We start from the raw sequence: 17,841 nt of genomic DNA on the forward strand, positions 1-17,841 counted from the left end.
TGGGCCAGGCATGCCTGGCCCCTACACCATCTCTGCTGATTTGGGCCAGACATGCCAGGCACCTACACCTTCTCTGCATGCCTGGCCCCTGCACAATCTCTGTATGAATTTCCCTCACCTTTATTGCGTATCTGTCAGCGCAGGTCGTGATTTTTCTGTTGACTGACCAGGCAAATTCCGTCATTTTGAATGTCTGGACGTCTAAACGGATAGACGTGTGACGGCGAAGAAATAAGCCAAAGCGATCGATGAGGTAAGCGGGTATGAGTTTTTTCCATGCAAATCAGCGCGAAGCACTGAATCAGAGTCTGGCCGAGATTAACGGGCAGATTAATGTCTCATTCGAGTTCTTTCCGCCGCGCACCAGTGAAATGGAAGAGACCCTGTGGAGCTCTATCGATCGCCTCAGCAGCCTGAAGCCGAAATTCGTTTCGGTGACTTATGGGGCCAATTCCGGCGAGCGCGACCGAACGCACAGCATCATTAAAGGCATTAAAGACCGCACCGGTCTGGAAGCCGCCCCGCACCTGACCTGCATCGATGCCAGCCGCGATGAGCTGCGCAATATTGCTCAGGATTACTGGAACAATGGGATTCGCCATATCGTCGCGCTGCGCGGTGACCTGCCGCCTGGCGCTGGCAAGCCCGAAATGTACGGGGCGGATCTGGTTGCGCTGCTGAAAGAGGTGGGTGATTTCGATATTTCCGTGGCGGCTTACCCGGAGGTGCATCCGGAGGCGAAAAGCGCCCAGGCGGATCTGATTAACCTCAAGCGTAAAATCGATGCGGGCGCCAACCGTGCCATCACCCAGTTCTTCTTCGATGTGGAGAGCTATCTGCGCTTTCGCGACCGCTGCGTGTCGACCGGCATTGATGTCGAGATCGTGCCTGGCATCCTGCCGGTATCGAACTTCAGGCAGCTGCAGCGTTTCGCCGCCATGACGAACGTGCGCGTACCGGGCTGGATGACCAGCATGTTTGAAGGGCTGGATAACGACCCGGAAACCCGCAAAATGGTCGGTGCCAACGTGGCGATGGATATGGTGAAGATCCTCAGCCGCGAAGGGGTGAAAGACTTCCATTTCTATACCCTGAACCGCGCCGAACTGAGCTACGCCATCTGCCACACGCTGGGCGTGCGCCCGGAAACGGTGGTAAATGCCTGAGGTTTAAACGTTTCAGGGCGGACCGAAAAAGAAGGTCCGCCCCTACGGTTTTGTAGGGGCCGATCATTTTTTCCGATCGGCCCGTGCCGACGATTTCCACAGGTCGTGATGACGATCATTTTTTCCGATCGGCCCGTGCCGACGATTTCCACAGGTCGTGATGACGATCATTTTTTCCGATCGGCCCGTGCCGATGATTTCCACCGGCCACGATGACGATGATTTTTTTCGATCGGCCCGCGTTACCGGATTAACCGGTATTGCGCATCCCCGCCGCCACCCCGGCGATAGTGACCATCAGCGCCTGCTCGACGCGGGCATCCGGCTCGCCGCCTTCTGCTTCCTGCTGGCGTGAACGGTGCAGCAGCTCTGCCTGCAGCACGTTCAGCGGGTCGGTATAGACGTTACGCAGCGCAATCGACTCGGCAATCCACGGCTGGTCGGCCATCAGATGCGAGTCATTGGCGATGGTCAGCACCGCTTTAATATCGGAATCCAGCTGGTCGCGCAGCTGTTTACCCAGCGACCACAGGGATTTGTCGACCAGGCGCTGATCGTAATATTCCGCCAGCCACAGGTCAGCCTTCGAGAACACCATTTCCAGCATCCCGAGGCGAGTAGAGAAGAACGGCCAGTCGCGACACATGGCTTCCAGCGTTGCCTGGTGGCCATCTTCCATTGCTTTCTGCAGGCCGGCACCGGCACCCAGCCAGGCGGGCAGCATCAGGCGGTTCTGCGTCCAGGCGAAGATCCACGGGATAGCACGCAGCGACTCGACGCCGCCGGTCGGACGGCGCTTGGCAGGGCGTGAACCCAGCGGCAGCTTGGCCAGCTCCAGCTCCGGCGTTGCCGAGCGGAAGTACGGCACGAAGTCCGCATGCTCGCGCACGTAGCCGCGGTACATGTTGCAGGAGACATCGGACAGCTGGTCCATGATCTCGCGCCACTCCGCTTTTGGCTCCGGCGGCGGCAGCAGGTTGGCTTCGAGGATCGCCCCGGTGTAGAGCGACAGGCTGCTGATGGTCACTTCCGGCAGGCCGTACTTAAAGCGGATCATCTCGCCCTGCTCGGTGACGCGCAGGCCGCCCTTCAGGCTGCCCGGAGGCTGTGACAGCAGCGCGGCGTGTGCCGGTGCGCCGCCACGGCCGATAGAACCGCCGCGCCCGTGGAACAGCGTCAGGGTGATACCGGCCTTCTCGCAGGTTTTGATCAGCGCATCCTGAGCCTGATACTGCGCCCAGCTGGCTGCCATCACCCCGGCATCTTTCGCCGAGTCGGAATAGCCAATCATCACCATCTGTTTGCCCTGAATCAGGCCGCGATACCAGTCGATATTCAGCAGCTGGCTCATCACGTCGTTGGCGTTGTTCAGGTCATCGAGGGTTTCAAACAGCGGCGCTACCGGCATCGCGTAATTTATCCCGGACTCTTTCAGCAGCAGGTGAACCGCCAGCACGTCCGACGGCGTTTTCGCCATGGAGATCACGTAGGCCGCGATCGAGCCTTTTGGCACTTCTGCCGCCACGCGGCAGGTTTCCAGCACCTCTTTGGTGTCGGCGCTTGGCTCCCACTGGCGCGGCAGCAGCGGACGTTTAGAGCTTAGCTCGCGGATCAGGAAGGCCTGTTTGTCGGCTTCTGACCAGCTCTCATAATCACCAAGGCCAAGGTAGCGGGTAATTTCGGCAATGGCTTCGGTGTGGCGGGTGCTCTCCTGACGGATATCGATACGCACCAGCGGTACGCCGAAGCACTTCACGCGGCGCAGGGTATCGAGCAGCTGGCCGTTGGCGATAATGCCCATGCCACAGGCTTGCAGTGACTGATAGCAGGTATAGAGCGGGTCCCACAGCTGGTCGTTGGAGATCAGCAGGTTGGCCGGGCGCGGCAGGCGCTCGCCCTTCAGACGGCGCTCCAGATAGGCCTGGGTGCTCATCAGCTGGCCGCGCAGGTTTTTCATGATCTCGCGGTACGGCTCCAGCGCTTCCGGGTTGCCGCACAGCTCGCGCACTTCTGGCGTACATTCCGACATCGACAGCTCAGAGACCAGCACGGCGATATCACGCAGGAACAGATCGGTGGCTTTCCAGCGGCTGAGCTGCAGCACATGGCGGGTTATGTCGGCGGTGACGTTCGGGTTGCCGTCACGGTCGCCGCCCATCCACGAGGTGAACTGTACCGGGACAAAATCGACCGGCAGCTGATAGCCAAAGGACTCTTCAACCTGCTCGTTCAGCTCGCGCAGGAAGTTAGGCACCCCTTCCCACAGGCTGTTTTCAACCACAGCAAAGCCCCATTTGGCTTCATCAATCGGGGAAGGGCGGTATTTGCGAATTTCATCGGTGTGCCAGGCCTGGGCGACCAGCTGGCGCAGGCGGCGCATGATCTGCCCACGGTCATAGTCGGACAGGTCGTTGTGATCCAACTGCTTAAGGCAGCTGTTCACTTCCACCAGTTTGTGGATCAGGGTACGGCGGGTAATTTCAGTCGGGTGCGCGGTAAGAACAAGTTCCAGCGACAGGGATTCAATGGCCTCACGAACGGCGGCTTCGGTCAGGTCCGGCTGCTGCTTCAGGCGTTCAAAGGTGTTCGCCAGCAGCTCTGTCTGATTCGGGCCTTCGCCCTTTGGTGAAATGGTGTGGTACTGCTCGGCCACGTTGGTCAGATTGAGGAACTGACTGAACGCGCGGGCGACCGGCAGCAGTTCATCGTTGGACAAATTTTGCAGCGTGGTCAGCAGTTCCTGACGGTGGGCATCATTTCCCGCACGTGATGACTTGGAGAGCTTACGGATTGTTTCAACCCGATCGAGAATGTTCTCTCCCAGAGCATCCTTAATTGTATCCCCGAGCAGTTTGCCGAGCATACTGACATTACTTCGCATTGCGGAATATTGTTCGTTCATATGACCCCTGACACCCTTCTTGTATTTGTTACTTTATTTCACCCTTATGGGCATAACGCAGCCTTTTATCTAGCCACGTTAAGAACCATTCGTCAATTGACTTAAATCTGCCCCATTGTGGTGCTAACTTGCGGGAATTTATGAAATTTAATGGCGACGGAGTGAGATAAGTTATTCTTATCATCCCGAATAATTGAAATCAGGGGCAAACGGCTGTTTTCACAGTCAATTGCCCCGATTTTCACTTAGTGATAGCAAAAATGATGCACCACCTGGGCGATCAGTTCGCGAGTCGGCTTAATAAATGCGGTATCGATAAATTCATCCGGCTGGTGTGCCTGATTGATCGATCCCGGGCCTAAAACCAGCGTCGGGCAGATTTCCTGAATAAACGGTGCTTCGGTGCAGTAGTTCACCACTTCGGTTTCGGTCCCCAGCAGTTTCTCCACCACCTGCACCAGCTGGTGCTCACGCGGGCATTCGTAGCCCGGGATTGGCGGGTGCAGTTCACCCACGGTCAGTCGACCCGGCCAGCGCGCACTGACCGGGGCCAGCGCGTCATTCAGCAGCTCATCGAGATCGCTTAACGTCAGCCCCGGCAGCGGGCGGATATCCATATGCAGCTCGCAGCAGGCGCAGATACGGTTGGCCGCATCACCGCCGCTGATGTGGCCGAAGTTCATGGTCGGATAAGGAATGGCGAAGCCGTCGTGGTGGAAGCGTGTCTTCAGCGTGTTGCGCAGCGCCATCAGCTGGGTGATTGACTCATGCATCAGCTCAATGGCATTGACGCCGCGCCCCGGATCGCTGGAGTGGCCGGACTGGCCCTGAATGCGGATCACGTTAGACAGATGGCCTTTGTGCGCCCGCACCGGTTTCAGCGAGGTAGGCTCACCGATTATCGCGCAGTCCGGGCGTAGCGTGGTGGATTCAGAAAAGAATTTCGCCCCGGCCATGGTGGTCTCTTCATCGGCGGTGGCGAGGATATACAGCGGCTTTTTCAGCGCTGACACGTCAATATCACGCAGGGTGTCTAAAATAAAGGCGAAGAAACCTTTCATGTCGGCGGTGCCGAGGCCGTAAAGCTTGTTGTCGTGCTCGGTCAGAGTGAACGGGTCGCGCGTCCAGCGGCCATCGTCAAACGGCACCGTGTCGGTGTGACCGGCCAACAGCAGGCCACCTGCGCCTTCGCCGCTCTTCGCCAGCATATTGAATTTGTTGCGCGTGCCGGGCACCGGCTGCACTTCCACGCTGAAGCCCAGATCGCGGAACCAGCCGGCCAGCAAACTGATTAAAGTTTCATTACTCTGGTCGAGCGCGCTGTCGGTGGCGCTGATTGATGGCGTTGCAATCAGTTGGCGGTAAATCTCAATAAAAGGGGGTAATTTTGTCTTCACTGTTGACAGTCCTTGGGTTAGGATAGTATCAATATTCATGCACTAATAGTGAATAAAAATACAATATCAGCGACCAGATGGAAACCGATAATTCTATCTATCACAGAGAGCGAGTTGAGTTGATGACCAATCCGTTAATTATCAAGTTAGGCGGTGTGCTGCTGGACAGCGAAGAGGCGCTTGAGCGTCTGTTTACTGCACTGGTTAGCTACCGTACCACGCATCAGCGACCGCTGCTGATCGTTCACGGTGGCGGCTGCCTGGTCGATGAACTGATGAGCAAGCTGGCGCTGCCGGTGAAGAAGAAAAACGGTTTGCGCGTCACTCCCGCCGATCAGATCGACATTATCACCGGGGCGCTGGCGGGTACAGCGAACAAAACCCTGCTGGCCTGGTCGAAAAAACATGGCATTGATGCCGTTGGCCTGTGTCTCGGCGACGGCGGCAGTGTTGAGGTGGCACAGTTTGATGATGAACTGGGTCACGTGGGGCTGGCAACGCCGGGTTCCCCACGCCTGATTACTACGCTGCTGGGCGCGGGCTATCTGCCCGTGGTCAGCTCAATCGGCATCACCGCTGATGGCCTGCTGATGAACGTCAACGCTGACCAGGCGGCGACGGCACTGGCCGCGACGCTGGGTGCCGATCTGGTCCTGCTCTCGGACGTTAGCGGTATTCTCGATGCTAACAAGCAGCGCATCGAAGAGATGACGGCGGAAAAAGCCGGGCAGCTGATCGCTGACGGGGTGATTACCGACGGTATGATCGTTAAAGTAAATGCCGCACTCGAAGCCGCCCGTACTCTGGGCCGCCCGGTGGATATCGCCAGCTGGCGCCATGCCGAACAGCTGCCGACCCTATTTAACGGCGTGTCCATCGGCACCCGTATCCTCGCTTAAACAGAAACGTTTTCAAGGAAAAGACAATGCAAGACAAAAGCATCAAAAAAATCGTACTGGCTTACTCCGGCGGTCTGGACACTTCGGCCATCATTCCATGGCTGAAAGAGAACTACGGCGGGTGTGAAGTGGTGGCGTTCGTGGCGGATATCGGTCAGGAACGTGGCGATCTGGAAGGCGTTGAGCAGAAAGCGTTACAGTCCGGTGCGTCAGAATGTCACGTGGTGGACCTGCGTGAAGAGTTCATCAGCGAGTACGTTTATCCGGTGCTGCAGACCGGTGCGCTGTATGAAGGCACTTACCTGCTGGGGACGTCGATGGCGCGCCCAATCATTGCTAAAGCGCAGGTTGAGCTGGCGCTGAAAGTGGGGGCTGATGCCCTGTGCCACGGCGCAACCGGTAAAGGTAACGACCAGGTACGTTTCGAAACCACCTACACTGCGCTGGCTCCACAGCTGAAAGTGGTCGCGCCATGGCGTGAGTGGAACCTGCGTTCCCGTGAAGCGCTGCTGGACTATCTGAAAGAGCGTAATATCCCGACCACCGCGTCGCTGGAGAAAATCTACAGCCGTGACGAAAATGCGTGGCACATCTCTACCGAAGGCGGCGTGCTGGAAAGCCCGTGGAATGCCCCGAACAAAGATTGCTGGGTGTGGACCGTCGATCCGCTGGAAGCACCGGATCAGCCTGAGCAGGTTACCGTCTCCGTAGAGAAAGGCCGCGTGGTTGCCGTCAATGGTGAAGCGCTTAGCCCGTTCGGCTGCCTGGACAAACTGAATGCCATTGGTGCGCGTCACGGCGTGGGCCGTATCGACATCGTGGAAAACCGTCTGGTGGGCATCAAGTCCCGCGGCTGCTACGAAACGCCTGGCGGCACCATCATGGTTAACGCGCTGCGCGCGGTTGAGCAGCTGGTTCTGGACCGTGACAGCTTCAAATGGCGTGAGCAGCTGGGCCTGGAAATGTCCTATGTCGTTTATGACGGTCGCTGGTTCGCACCGCTGCGTAAATCCATTCAGGCTTCTGCCGCTGCACTGGCGGAAGATGTGAGCGGCGAAGTGGTGCTGCAGCTGTACAAAGGCCAGGTGACCGCTATCCAGAAGAAATCGGCCAACAGCCTCTATTCTGAAGAGTTCGCCACCTTCGGCGAAGACGAAGTGTACGATCACCGTCACGCGGGCGGCTTTATCCGTCTGTTCTCGCTCTCTTCACGCATCCGCGCGCTGAACGAGAAGAAGTAATATTTCGGGCGAGGTAACTCGCCCCTACAGGCATTCGTAGGGGCGGCACATGTGCCGCCCTTATTACATTATTTGAAGGGAGTACGCATCATGGCACTTTGGGGTGGACGGTTTACGCAGGCTGCAGATCAACGTTTCAAGTTATTCAATGACTCACTGCGCTTCGACTATCGTCTGGCAGAGCAGGACATCACCGGTTCCGTTGCCTGGTCCAAAGCGCTGGTGACCGTCAATGTTTTAACCTCCGATGAGCAGCAGCAGCTGGAAGGCGCGCTGAATGTTCTTTTGGAAGAAGTGCGCGCGAATCCACAGCAGATTCTGGAAAGTGACGCCGAAGATATTCACAGCTGGGTGGAAGGCAAGCTGATCGACAAAGTCGGTTCGCTGGGCAAAAAGCTCCATACCGGCCGTAGCCGTAACGATCAGGTCGCGACCGACCTGAAACTGTGGTGTAAGGCGCAGGTCAGCGAGCTGCTGATCGCCACACGTCAGTTCCAGCAGGCGCTGATCGCCACCGCGGAAGCCAATCAGGATGCGGTGATGCCGGGTTATACCCACCTGCAGCGCGCCCAGCCGGTGACGTTTGCACACTGGTGCCTTGCCTATGTTGAGATGCTGGCGCGCGACGAAAGCCGCCTGCAGGACACGCTGAAGCGCCTTGACGTCAGCCCGCTGGGCTGTGGCGCACTGGCAGGAACCGCCTATGAAATCGACCGCGAGCAGCTGGCCGGCTGGTTAGGCTTTGCCTCTGCCACCCGCAACAGCCTTGATACCGTTTCTGACCGCGATCATGTGCTGGAGCTGCTGTCCGATGCGTCTATCGGTATGGTGCACCTGTCGCGCTTTGCCGAAGATCTGATCTTCTTCAATACCGGTGAGGCGGGCTTTGTTGAGTTGTCTGATAAAGTGACTTCCGGCTCTTCCCTGATGCCGCAGAAGAAAAACCCGGACGCGCTGGAGTTGATCCGTGGCAAAGTGGGCCGCGTACAGGGTGCCCTGACCGCGATGAGCATGACGCTGAAAGGCCTGCCGCTGGCGTACAACAAAGATATGCAGGAAGACAAAGAAGGGCTGTTCGACGCGCTCGATACCTGGTCTGACTGTCTGCATATGGCGGCACTGGTGCTGGATGGCATTCAGGTGAAACGTCCGCGCTGCCAGGAAGCGGCCGAGCAGGGCTATGCTAACTCCACCGAGCTGGCGGATTATCTGGTCGCCAAAGGCGTACCGTTCCGTGAAGCGCACCATATTGTTGGTGAAACCGTGGTGGAAGCGATCAAGCAGGGCGTGGCGCTGGAAGCACTGAAGTTATCTGATTTGCAGAAGTTCAGCAGCGTGATTGGCGAGGATGTTTACCCGATCCTGTCGCTGCAATCCTGCCTCGACAAGCGTAATGCGCAAGGCGGCGTCTCACCGCATCAGGTATCGAAAGCGATTACCGCAGCGAAGCAGCGTCTGGCGTAATCGCGTTGTGGGTCGGCAAGTCCGACCCCTGGGTAAAGTTGTAGGGGATGAGCATGCCCATCCCCTTTTTGTTTTACGCCGCGAAGAACTGCTCTAAATCATCGCTGCCGCCGATGTGGCGCCCGCCGATAAACACCTGTGGCACGGTGGAGCGGCCGCTAACGGCACGCAGGCTGACGGTGGTCGCATCCTGGCCCAGCACGATCTCTTCAAACTGAATCCCACGGTCAATCAGCATCTGTTTTGCCTTGGCGCAGAACGGGCAGCCCGGCTTGCTGAACAGGGAAACGGACTCCTGCACCTTATATTCCGGCGCAACATAGCGCAGCATGGTATCCGCATCGGACACTTCAAACGGGTCGCCCGGCTTGTTTGGTTCGACAAACATTTTCTCTACCACGCCGTTGCGCACCAGCATTGAGTAGCGCCATGAGCGCGGACCAAAGCCAATGTCAGCTTTCTCAACCAGCATCTCCATGCCGCGGGTGAAATCCCCGTTGCCATCGGGAATAAAGGTGATGTTCCCGGCGCGCTGATCGGCTTTCCAGGCGTTCATCACAAAGGTGTCATTGACCGACACGCACAGGATGCTGTCCACGCCATGTTTTTTGAACACGTCGGACAGCTCGTTATAGCGCGGCAGATGGCTGGAGGAGCAGGTTGGGGTAAATGCGCCCGGCAGTGAAAAGACGATCACCGTTTTATCTTTAAACAGCTCATCAGTGGTGACGTCGACCCAGCTATCGCCCTGACGCGTGTGAAAAGTGACCTGCGGGATTGATTTACCTTCCTGACTTGCAAACATAAAAGACCTCTTAATAAACGGATAAGGCTGCTGTATTTCTGCAGGGGCACATTATTGTCATTCAGGCTTGATAGGGATAATCGTTGGTTGCTATGCTATCTATCGTCACGGGCTATCGTGGAATAGAGGATTGAGATGAACATTCGTGATCTGGAGTATCTGGTTTCGCTGGCGGAACATCGCCATTTTCGCCGTGCCGCCGATGCCTGCCATGTCAGCCAGCCAACGCTGAGCGGGCAGATCCGCAAGCTGGAAGATGAGCTGGGCGTGATGCTGCTGGAGCGCACCAGCCGCAAAGTGTTATTCACCCAGGCCGGGCTGCTGCTGGTGGATCAGGCGCGTACCGTGCTGCGCGAAGTGAAAGTGCTGAAAGAGATGGCCAGCCAGCAGGGCGAGGCGATGTCCGGCCCGCTGCATATCGGCCTGATCCCAACCGTTGGCCCGTATCTGCTGCCGCAGATTATTCCTTCGCTGCATCGGACCTTCCCGAAGCTGGAGATGTATCTGCACGAAGCGCAGACTCAGCAGCTGCTGGCGCAGCTCGATAGCGGCAAGCTGGACTGTGCCATTCTGGCGCTGGTGAAAGAGTCGGAAGCGTTTATTGAAGTCCCGCTGTTTGACGAACCGATGAAGCTGGCAATCTATGCCGATCATCCATGGCATGAGCGCGATCGCGTGCCGATGTCGGATCTGGCCGGTGAGAAGCTGCTGATGCTGGAAGACGGACACTGTCTGCGCGATCAGGCGATGGGCTTCTGCTTCCAGGCGGGTGCCGATGAAGATACGCACTTCCGCGCAACCAGTCTGGAAACGCTGCGTAATATGGTGGCGGCAGGCAGCGGGATTACGCTGTTGCCATCGCTGGCGGTGCCTAAGGAGAGAGTACGCGATGGGGTGTGTTATCTCGACTGTTATAAGCCGGTTCCACAGCGCACCATCGCGTTAGTGTATCGCCCCGGTTCACCTCTGCGCGGCCGCTATGAGCAGCTGGCTGAGGCGATCCGTGAACATATGCAGGGCGTGATGAGCAGCGGCGCGTTAAAACAGGCGGTTTAAGCCGTTTAGCGCCGCCACCCGGTAGGCTTCCGCCATTGTCGGGTAGTTAAAGGTGGTATTCACGAAGTACTCAATCGTGTTGCCACCGTTTTTCTGCTCCATAATCGCCTGACCGATGTGAATGATCTCCGCAGCACGCTCGCCGAAGCAGTGAATGCCGAGGATCTCTTTGGTCTCGCGGTGGAACAGGATTTTCAGGCTACCGACGTTCATGCCAACGATCTGCGCACGCGCCAGGTGTTTAAACTGCGCACGGCCCACTTCGTAAGGCACCTTCATCGCCGTCAGCTGCTGCTCGGTTTTACCAACGGAGCTGATTTCCGGGATGGTATAGATACCGGTTGGGATATCTTCAATCAGGTGTGCGGTCGCTTCACCTTTTACCATTGCCTGGGCAGCAATACGGCCCTGATCGTAGGCGGCAGACGCCAGGCTTGGGTAACCAATCACATCCCCCACCGCGTAGATATGCGGCTGCGCCGTCTGGTACATGCTGTTAACCTTCAACAGACCACGACCATCCGCCTCCAGACCGACGTTTTCCAGCGACAGTGAGTCGGTGTTACCGGTACGGCCATTGGCGTAAAGCAGGCAGTCGGCTTTCAATTTTTTGCCGGATTTCAGATGCATAATCACGCCATCTGCCACCCCTTCAATTTTCTCAAACTCTTCGTTATGACGAATAACGACGCCATTGTTCCAGAAGTGGTAGGAAAGCGAGTCTGACATTTCCTGATCGAGGAACGCCAGCAGGCGGTCGCGGGTGTTGATCAGGTCAACCTTGACCGACAGGCCACGGAAAATTGACGCGTACTCACAGCCGATCACCCCGGCCCCATAGATAATCACATGGTCCGGTTCGTGGTGCAGGTTGAGGATAGAGTCGCTGTCGTAGATGCGTGGATGGGCAAAGTCGACATCCGGCGGATGATAAGGGCGTGAACCGCAGGCGATAACGAATTTGCTGGCGGTCAGGCGTTCAATCGTGCCGTCATGGCTTTCAACTTCGATGGTGTTGGCATCAACAAAACGTGCATCACCCTGGAACAGCTCACAGTGATTACGCTCGTAGAAACCCTGACGCATGCGGGTTTGCTGGCTGATAACGTTTTCGGTGTGATTCAGAATGTCGGCAAAAGAAGAACGCAGAAGACGTGTGTGGTCGCTATACAGTGGGTTCTGGTTAAACTCGATAATGCGGCTGACGGCGTGGCGCAGCGCTTTCGAAGGGATGGTTCCCCAGTGTGTACACCCGCCGCCGATATTGTGGTAGCGCTCGATAACGGCAATGCGCGCTCCCTGTTTCACCAGCCCCATTGCGGCACCTTCACCGCCCGGACCGGAACCAATAACAATGGCGTCGTAATCATAAGACTGTTGCATACCAATACGTCCTATTTCTTATACAATTTTACAACGAGATTCTAACATCTCAGCGCGCAGTTCCCAATTGTAACCGTATTTTTTGCCATCAATTGCCAAATTACAGGGTTAACAGGCGTTCACAAAGTTTGGCCCACTGTACGCTGAAATTTTTGCTATAGTGCCCCCTTGCAGGCAAAACAGGCACTAATATGGGCGTCAGAGCGCAGCAAAAAGAACGTACACGGCGTACACTTATCGAAGCGGCGTTTAGTCAATTAAGCGCCGAGCGGAGTTTCGCCAGCCTTAGCCTGAGGGAAGTTGCCCGCGAAGCCGGTATCGCCCCAACGTCATTTTATCGTCACTTTCGTGATGTAGATGAATTAGGGCTGACCATGGTGGATGAGAGCGGCCTGATGCTGCGTCAGTTGATGCGCCAGGCGCGTCAGCGTATTGCCAAAGGTGGCAGCGTGATCCGCACTTCCGTCTCCACCTTTATGGAATTTATCGGCGATAACCCAAATGCCTTTCGCCTGTTACTGCGTGAACGTTCAGGAACCTCCGCTGCATTTCGTGCTGCGGTGGCGCGTGAAATTCAGCACTTTATCGCCGAACTGGCCGACTATCTGGAAATAGAAAACCGCATGCCGCGCAGCTTTACTGAAGCGCAGGCGGAAGCGATGGTCATTATTGTGTTTAATGCCGGTGCGGAAGCGCTGGATATTGACGCTGAACAGCGCCGCCAGCTGGAAGAACGACTGGTGCTGCAGCTGCGGATGATCTCGAAAGGGGCGTACTACTGGTATCGTCGTGAACAGGAGAGGCTGGCGGTGACGCTGGAATCCAAAGACTAAAAGGGTGGTGACATGAATTTAGCTACGAGCCGGGACAAGGGAACGCTACTGCTGACCTTTATTGCCGGGCTTTCACTCAACGGTTCATTTTCGGTACTGTTCAGTTCACTGGTACCATTTTCTATCTTCCCGCTCATCACGCTGTGCCTTGCTGCCTGGTGCCTGCATCAGCGCTATCTGAACCGTGCAATGCCGGACGGGATGCCTTCGCTGGCCGCCGCGTTTTTCCTGCTGGGTATTCTGCTGTATAGCGCAATGGTGCGGGCGGAATACCCTGATATCGGTTCGAATTTTGTGCCGACCGTGCTGATGGTGGTAGTGGTGTTCTGGATCGCGATGAAGTGGCGAGCACGTAAAGTTAGCTGAATACAGCCGGGCGACAGGCGTCGCCCGACAATCATTTATCAGCGGCGAGTCAATAGCACGCCGCACTCCATATGATGGGTATACGGGAACTGGTCGAACAGCGCCAGGCGCGTCACCTCATGCGTAGCCGACAGCGTGGCGAGGTTATCACACAGCGTCTGCGGGTTGCAGGAGATATACAGGATGCGTGGATAAGCCTGCACCATCTTCACCGTTTCCTCATCCAGACCGCTGCGCGGTGGGTCGACGAAGATGGTTTCGCACTCGTAGCTGGTCAGATCGATCCCTTCCAACCTTCTGAAGCTCCTTTCGCCGTTCATCGCCTGGGTAAACTCTTCTGCCGCCATGCGAATGATCTGCACGTTATCGATCTGGTTCACCGCGATATTGTACTGCGCAGAGGCAACGGAAGGCTTGGCGATCTCGGTCGCCAGCACCCGACGGAAATTGCGCGCCAGCGCCAGTGAGAAGTTACCGTTGCCGCAGTACAGCTCCAGCAGGTCACCGCTTGAATTGCGCGTGGTATCCAGCGCCCACTCCAGCATCTGCACATTCATTGCCGCATTCGGCTGAGTGAAGCTGTTCTCCACCTGGCGGTAGATCATCTCCCGCCCGTCGATAGTCAGACACTCGTCGACATAGTCGCGGTCGAGGCAGATCTTAGTTTTGGTGGCGCGGCCAATCAGATGCAGATCAAACCCTTCGGCACGCAGCGCGTCGCGCAGAGCGCTGGCGGCCTGCTGCCACTCTTCATCCAGCTTGCGGTGATACAGCAGGGAGACCACGATCTGGCCGCTGACCGTTGACAGATAGTCAATCTGGAACAGCTTATAGCGCAGAACGTGCTGCTCTCGGGCAGCGGCAATCAGACGCGGCATCAGGCGGTTAATCAGCTCGCTGGCTGCCGGGAAGCTGTCGACGCGAATGCGGTCGCGCGTCTCCTGATCGAAAATGATGTGGTAGAGGTCATCACCGTCATGCCAGACGCGGAATTCGGCGCGCATCCGATAGTGGCTTACCGGTGAACGGAAGACCTCGACCTCGGGAGCGTTAAACACGGACATCATCGACGTCAGTCGTGTCACTTTCTCGGCGAGTTGGTCATCGTATTGTTCAATAGGCAGCTGTTCGGGCGTCATGGTTATTCCTGAATATTTGGCGGTGATAGCCGGGCGATTGTAGGGATTCTTTAACTCATGTCCAGTATTGTGCAAAAATCGTCATTTATGGATGTCCGGATATCTGGATTTCTAATTTTATTGAACTTAAACTGCGGCTCCGGCCTCCCCGCGAGTTAAAAGGGAATCCAGTGCAAATCTGGAGCTGACGCGCAGCGGTAAAGAATGTCGTGACAATAGCGTAACGCAGACACTGTCTCAGGACGGGAAGTCATTGCCACCAATGCTCAAAATAATTCGCGTTACAGGAAGGCGGCAAATAAGTGAGTCCCAATGAGCTTACAGTAGTAAGTGATTCGGGTGAATGAGTGAAGCCAACGCACATGTAACGTGGAGTATGACGAGCAACCGATTCTGAGCCCGAAGACCTGCCGGAATAACGTCGCATTTCTTACGATCATCGCGTGCTATCGATCGTATGCCTGCGGCATCCTGCACTTCTTTTGGATGCTTGGTCATGTTTACAACAAAAAACAAAAACACGCTGCTGGCGTTTAGCGCTACGGCGATTTCCCTCTGGGCGCAAAACGGCTTTGCACAAGTCAGTAATGAAGAGACGCAGGTGGTGACGGCGAATCGTTTTGCGCAACCCGTCTCTTCCGTGCTGGCACCCACGACGGTCGTCACAAAAGAGCAGATCGACCGCTGGCAGTCGAAAACGCTGACGGATGTGATGCGCCGCTTGCCCGGCGTTGATATCGCTCAAAACGGCGGAATGGGCCAGCAAAGCTCGCTGTTTATTCGCGGAACCAACTCTAACCACGTGCTGGTGCTGATTGATGGTATTCGCCTGAATCAGGCGGGCATTAGCGGTGCGTCCGATCTTAGCCAGATCCCGGTTTCTCTGGTTCAGCGCATTGAATATGTGCGCGGGGCGCGCTCAGCGGTCTATGGTTCGGACGCGATTGGTGGCGTGATTAATATCATTACCGGACGTGATAAGCCGGGTACAACGCTGAACGCCGGTATCGGTTCAAATGGCTATCAGTCCTATGACGGTTCCACGCAGCAGCGCCTGGGGGAAAATACCCTGGTGACGCTGGCCGGCAGCTACACCTATACCAAAGGCTACGATGTGGTGGCTGGATACCCGAATGCATTCGGTGACCCTGCCCAGCCGGATCGCGATGGCTTTATGAGTAAATCCCTGTACGGGAACGTGGAGCATCAGTTTAATGATGAGTTCAGCGGATTTTTCCGTGGTTATGGCTTTGACAACCGCTCTGACTATGATGGTTCACTGGTCTACGACAGTTCCTCCTTCGCTTTATTGGGCATGCCGGATACCCGCCAGCTCTATAGCCAAAGCTGGGATACCGGGCTGCGTTTCAACCGCGGGATTTACTCCTCACAGCTGATTGCCAGCTACAGCCACACGAAAGATCTCAACTTTGACCCGTCAAAAGGGCGCTATGGCCCGGCCTCGACGTTAGATGATGTGCAGCAATACAACCTGCAGTGGGGTAATACGCTGGCGGCCGGTTATGGTACGGTTAGCGGCGGCGTTGACTGGCAGAAGCAGACATCAGAACCTGGCACTAATTATGTTGCGGCGGGCCAGCAGCAGCGTAACACCGGCATCTACGCCACCACACAGCAGAAACTGGGTAGCGTGACGCTGGAAGGCGCGGTGCGCGGCGATGACAATAATGCTTTTGGCTGGCATAACACCTGGCAGAGCAGCGCGGCCTGGGAGTTTGTCGATGGCTACAGCGTGTTTGCTTCCTACGGTACTGCTTTTAAGGCTCCTAACCTCAATCAGGTTTACAGCGAAAGCTACGGTAATCGCGATCTGCAGCCTGAGAAAAGCAAGCAGTGGGAAGGGGGCTTTGAAGGGTTAACCGGGCCGGTAAACTGGCGTTTTTCCGGCTATCGTAACGATATCGATGATTTGATCGATTTCGATTCCACCTCGCATTACAGCAATATTAAGAAAGCGCGTATTAAAGGTGTGGAGGCGACGGCGTCCTTTGATACCGGTCCACTGGCGCATACCCTATCTTACGACTATCTTGACCCGCGTAATGCCGTGACCAATGAAGTGCTGGCGCGCCGTGCTAAACAGCAGGTTAAATATCAGCTGGACTGGGCCGTGGCGGAGTTTGACTGGTCCCTGAGCTATCAGTATCTCGGTCAGCGCTATGATACCGACTACAGCGTTTATCCAAGCCCGCGTGTAAAAATGGGCGGCGTAAGCCTGTGGGATCTTGCAGTTTCGTATCCGGTCACATCCCATCTCACCGTTCGTGGTAGAATTGCCAACCTGTTCGATAAAGATTACGAGACAGCGTATGGTTATGAAACCCCTGGACGGGAATACTACCTCAGCGGCAGCTACAACTTCTAAAGAACGCCCCACCGTGCTGGTGTTTGACTCCGGCGTCGGTGGGCTTTCAGTCTATGATGAGATCCGCAAATTGCTGCCGGACCTCCATTATCTCTACGCTTTCGACAACGTTGCCTTTCCTTATGGCGAGAAGTCGGAAGAGTTTATCGTTGAGCGCGTGCTCGCTATCGTTGAAGCGGTCACCCGCCTCTATCCTCTTGCGTTAGTGGTTATCGCCTGTAACTCGGCAAGTACCGTGACGCTGCCGGCCCTGCGCGCACGCTTTGAATTTCCGGTGGTGGGCGTCGTACCTGCCATTAAACCTGCCGCACGCCTGACGCGTAACGGTGTCGTTGGCCTGCTGGCAACGCGCGGCACCGTGAAACGCCCTTATACTCATGAGCTGGTTGCGCGCTTCGGTAGCGAATGCAAAACGGAGATGATCGGTTCGTCAGAACTGGTGGCGCTGGCGGAAGCAAAACTGCATGGGCAACCGGTAGCAATAGAAGAAGTGAAGCGCGTTCTGCAGCCGTGGCTGCGGATGCAGGAGCCACCGGATACGGTGGTGCTGGGCTGTACCCACTTCCCTCTTATTAGCGAAGAGCTGCAACAGGTGCTGCCGGAAGGGACGCGTTTAATAGATTCTGGCGCGGCGATTGCGCGACGCACCGTCTGGTTACTGGAAAATGTATCCCCGCATGCCGTTTCCGCGGATGCCAATATCGCTTTCTGTATGGATATTACTGAACAAGCTGTGCAATTAATGCCCGTTTTACAGCGTTATGGCTTCGAAAAGCTCGAAAAACTGGCTGTTTAAGGGTGTTT

The 17,841-nt window shown here is 56.3% G+C and carries 14 protein-coding genes and 1 riboswitch; of the genes, 9 read left to right on the plus strand and 5 right to left on the minus strand.

Going from position 1 to position 17,841, the window contains the following annotated elements:
* The first annotated feature begins 263 nt into the window (after nt 1-263).
* The gene (gene metF, locus ACLI4M_RS10360; RefSeq protein ID WP_048914288.1) at nt 264-1,166 is read left to right on the plus strand and encodes a methylenetetrahydrofolate reductase; all 903 of its coding nucleotides are present in this window, start codon (nt 264-266) and stop codon (nt 1,164-1,166) included.
* Nucleotides 1,167-1,416: 250 nt separating this feature from the next.
* On the opposite strand, the gene ppc is transcribed toward metF, so the two are convergent.
* Both ppc and argE read right to left on the minus strand, forming a co-directional pair.
* Nucleotides 1,417-4,068, minus strand: a complete 2,652-nt coding sequence (gene ppc / locus ACLI4M_RS10365; RefSeq protein WP_133622281.1) for a phosphoenolpyruvate carboxylase — start codon at nt 4,066-4,068, stop codon at nt 1,417-1,419.
* A gap of 245 nt (nt 4,069-4,313) precedes the next feature.
* Nucleotides 4,314-5,465, minus strand: a complete 1,152-nt coding sequence (gene argE / locus ACLI4M_RS10370) for an acetylornithine deacetylase (protein WP_133622280.1) — start codon at nt 5,463-5,465, stop codon at nt 4,314-4,316.
* Nucleotides 5,466-5,587: 122 nt separating this feature from the next.
* Here argE and argB point away from each other — a divergent pair, with 122 nt between their 5' ends.
* The 3 genes from argB (at nt 5,588) to argH (ending at nt 9,069) form a co-directional block, all read left to right on the plus strand.
* Nucleotides 5,588-6,364, plus strand: a complete 777-nt coding sequence (gene argB / locus ACLI4M_RS10375) for an acetylglutamate kinase (protein WP_133622279.1) — start codon at nt 5,588-5,590, stop codon at nt 6,362-6,364.
* 26 nt (nt 6,365-6,390) lie between these two features.
* Complete coding sequence (locus ACLI4M_RS10380) at nt 6,391-7,605, plus strand: argininosuccinate synthase (protein WP_133622278.1); 1,215 nt, start codon at nt 6,391-6,393, stop codon at nt 7,603-7,605.
* 90 nt (nt 7,606-7,695) lie between these two features.
* Nucleotides 7,696-9,069: an argininosuccinate lyase gene (gene argH, locus ACLI4M_RS10385; protein WP_048914292.1), complete on the plus strand. Its 1,374-nt coding sequence runs from the start codon at nt 7,696-7,698 to the stop codon at nt 9,067-9,069.
* A 73-nt stretch (nt 9,070-9,142) separates the two neighbouring features.
* On the opposite strand, the gene ACLI4M_RS10390 is transcribed toward argH, so the two are convergent.
* On the minus strand, nt 9,143-9,874 hold the full coding sequence (locus ACLI4M_RS10390) for a redoxin family protein (RefSeq protein ID WP_133622277.1): 732 nt from the start codon (nt 9,872-9,874) through the stop codon (nt 9,143-9,145).
* Between the two features lie 135 nt (nt 9,875-10,009).
* On the opposite strand from ACLI4M_RS10390, the gene oxyR reads away from it, so the two are divergent.
* Complete coding sequence (gene oxyR, locus ACLI4M_RS10395) at nt 10,010-10,930, plus strand: DNA-binding transcriptional regulator OxyR (RefSeq protein WP_048914294.1); 921 nt, start codon at nt 10,010-10,012, stop codon at nt 10,928-10,930.
* Here the strand turns inward: oxyR and sthA are convergent.
* Nucleotides 10,913-12,313, minus strand: a complete 1,401-nt coding sequence (gene sthA, locus ACLI4M_RS10400) for a Si-specific NAD(P)(+) transhydrogenase (RefSeq protein ID WP_048914295.1) — start codon at nt 12,311-12,313, stop codon at nt 10,913-10,915. The genes oxyR and sthA overlap by 18 nt on opposite strands.
* Before the next feature lie 191 nt (nt 12,314-12,504).
* Between sthA and fabR the strand changes: the two genes are divergently transcribed.
* Entirely contained in the window at nt 12,505-13,146 is a 642-nt protein-coding gene (gene fabR / locus ACLI4M_RS10405) for an HTH-type transcriptional repressor FabR (RefSeq protein WP_048914299.1), read from the plus strand.
* 12 nt (nt 13,147-13,158) lie between these two features.
* The gene (locus tag ACLI4M_RS10410) at nt 13,159-13,512 is read left to right on the plus strand and encodes a YijD family membrane protein (RefSeq protein ID WP_048914300.1); all 354 of its coding nucleotides are present in this window, start codon (nt 13,159-13,161) and stop codon (nt 13,510-13,512) included.
* Between the two features lie 38 nt (nt 13,513-13,550).
* On the opposite strand, the gene trmA is transcribed toward ACLI4M_RS10410, so the two are convergent.
* Nucleotides 13,551-14,651, minus strand: a complete 1,101-nt coding sequence (gene trmA, locus ACLI4M_RS10415) for a tRNA (uridine(54)-C5)-methyltransferase TrmA (RefSeq protein ID WP_048914301.1) — start codon at nt 14,649-14,651, stop codon at nt 13,551-13,553.
* 123 nt (nt 14,652-14,774) lie between these two features.
* Nucleotides 14,775-15,080: riboswitch (cobalamin riboswitch) on the plus strand.
* 67 nt (nt 15,081-15,147) lie between these two features.
* Between trmA and btuB the strand changes: the two genes are divergently transcribed.
* Together btuB and murI are read left to right on the plus strand one after the other, a co-directional pair.
* On the plus strand, nt 15,148-17,037 hold the full coding sequence (btuB, locus tag ACLI4M_RS10420) for a TonB-dependent vitamin B12 receptor BtuB (RefSeq protein WP_133622276.1): 1,890 nt from the start codon (nt 15,148-15,150) through the stop codon (nt 17,035-17,037).
* Nucleotides 16,982-17,833, plus strand: coding sequence for a glutamate racemase (murI, locus tag ACLI4M_RS10425; RefSeq protein WP_048914303.1), 852 nt, complete (start codon nt 16,982-16,984; stop codon nt 17,831-17,833). The genes btuB and murI overlap by 56 nt, the downstream gene beginning before the upstream one ends.
* Nucleotides 17,834-17,841: the final 8 nt, after the last annotated feature.

The organism is Erwinia sp. LJJL01 (assembly GCF_047300805.2).
GTDB lineage: Bacteria > Pseudomonadota > Gammaproteobacteria > Enterobacterales > Enterobacteriaceae > Erwinia > Erwinia aphidicola.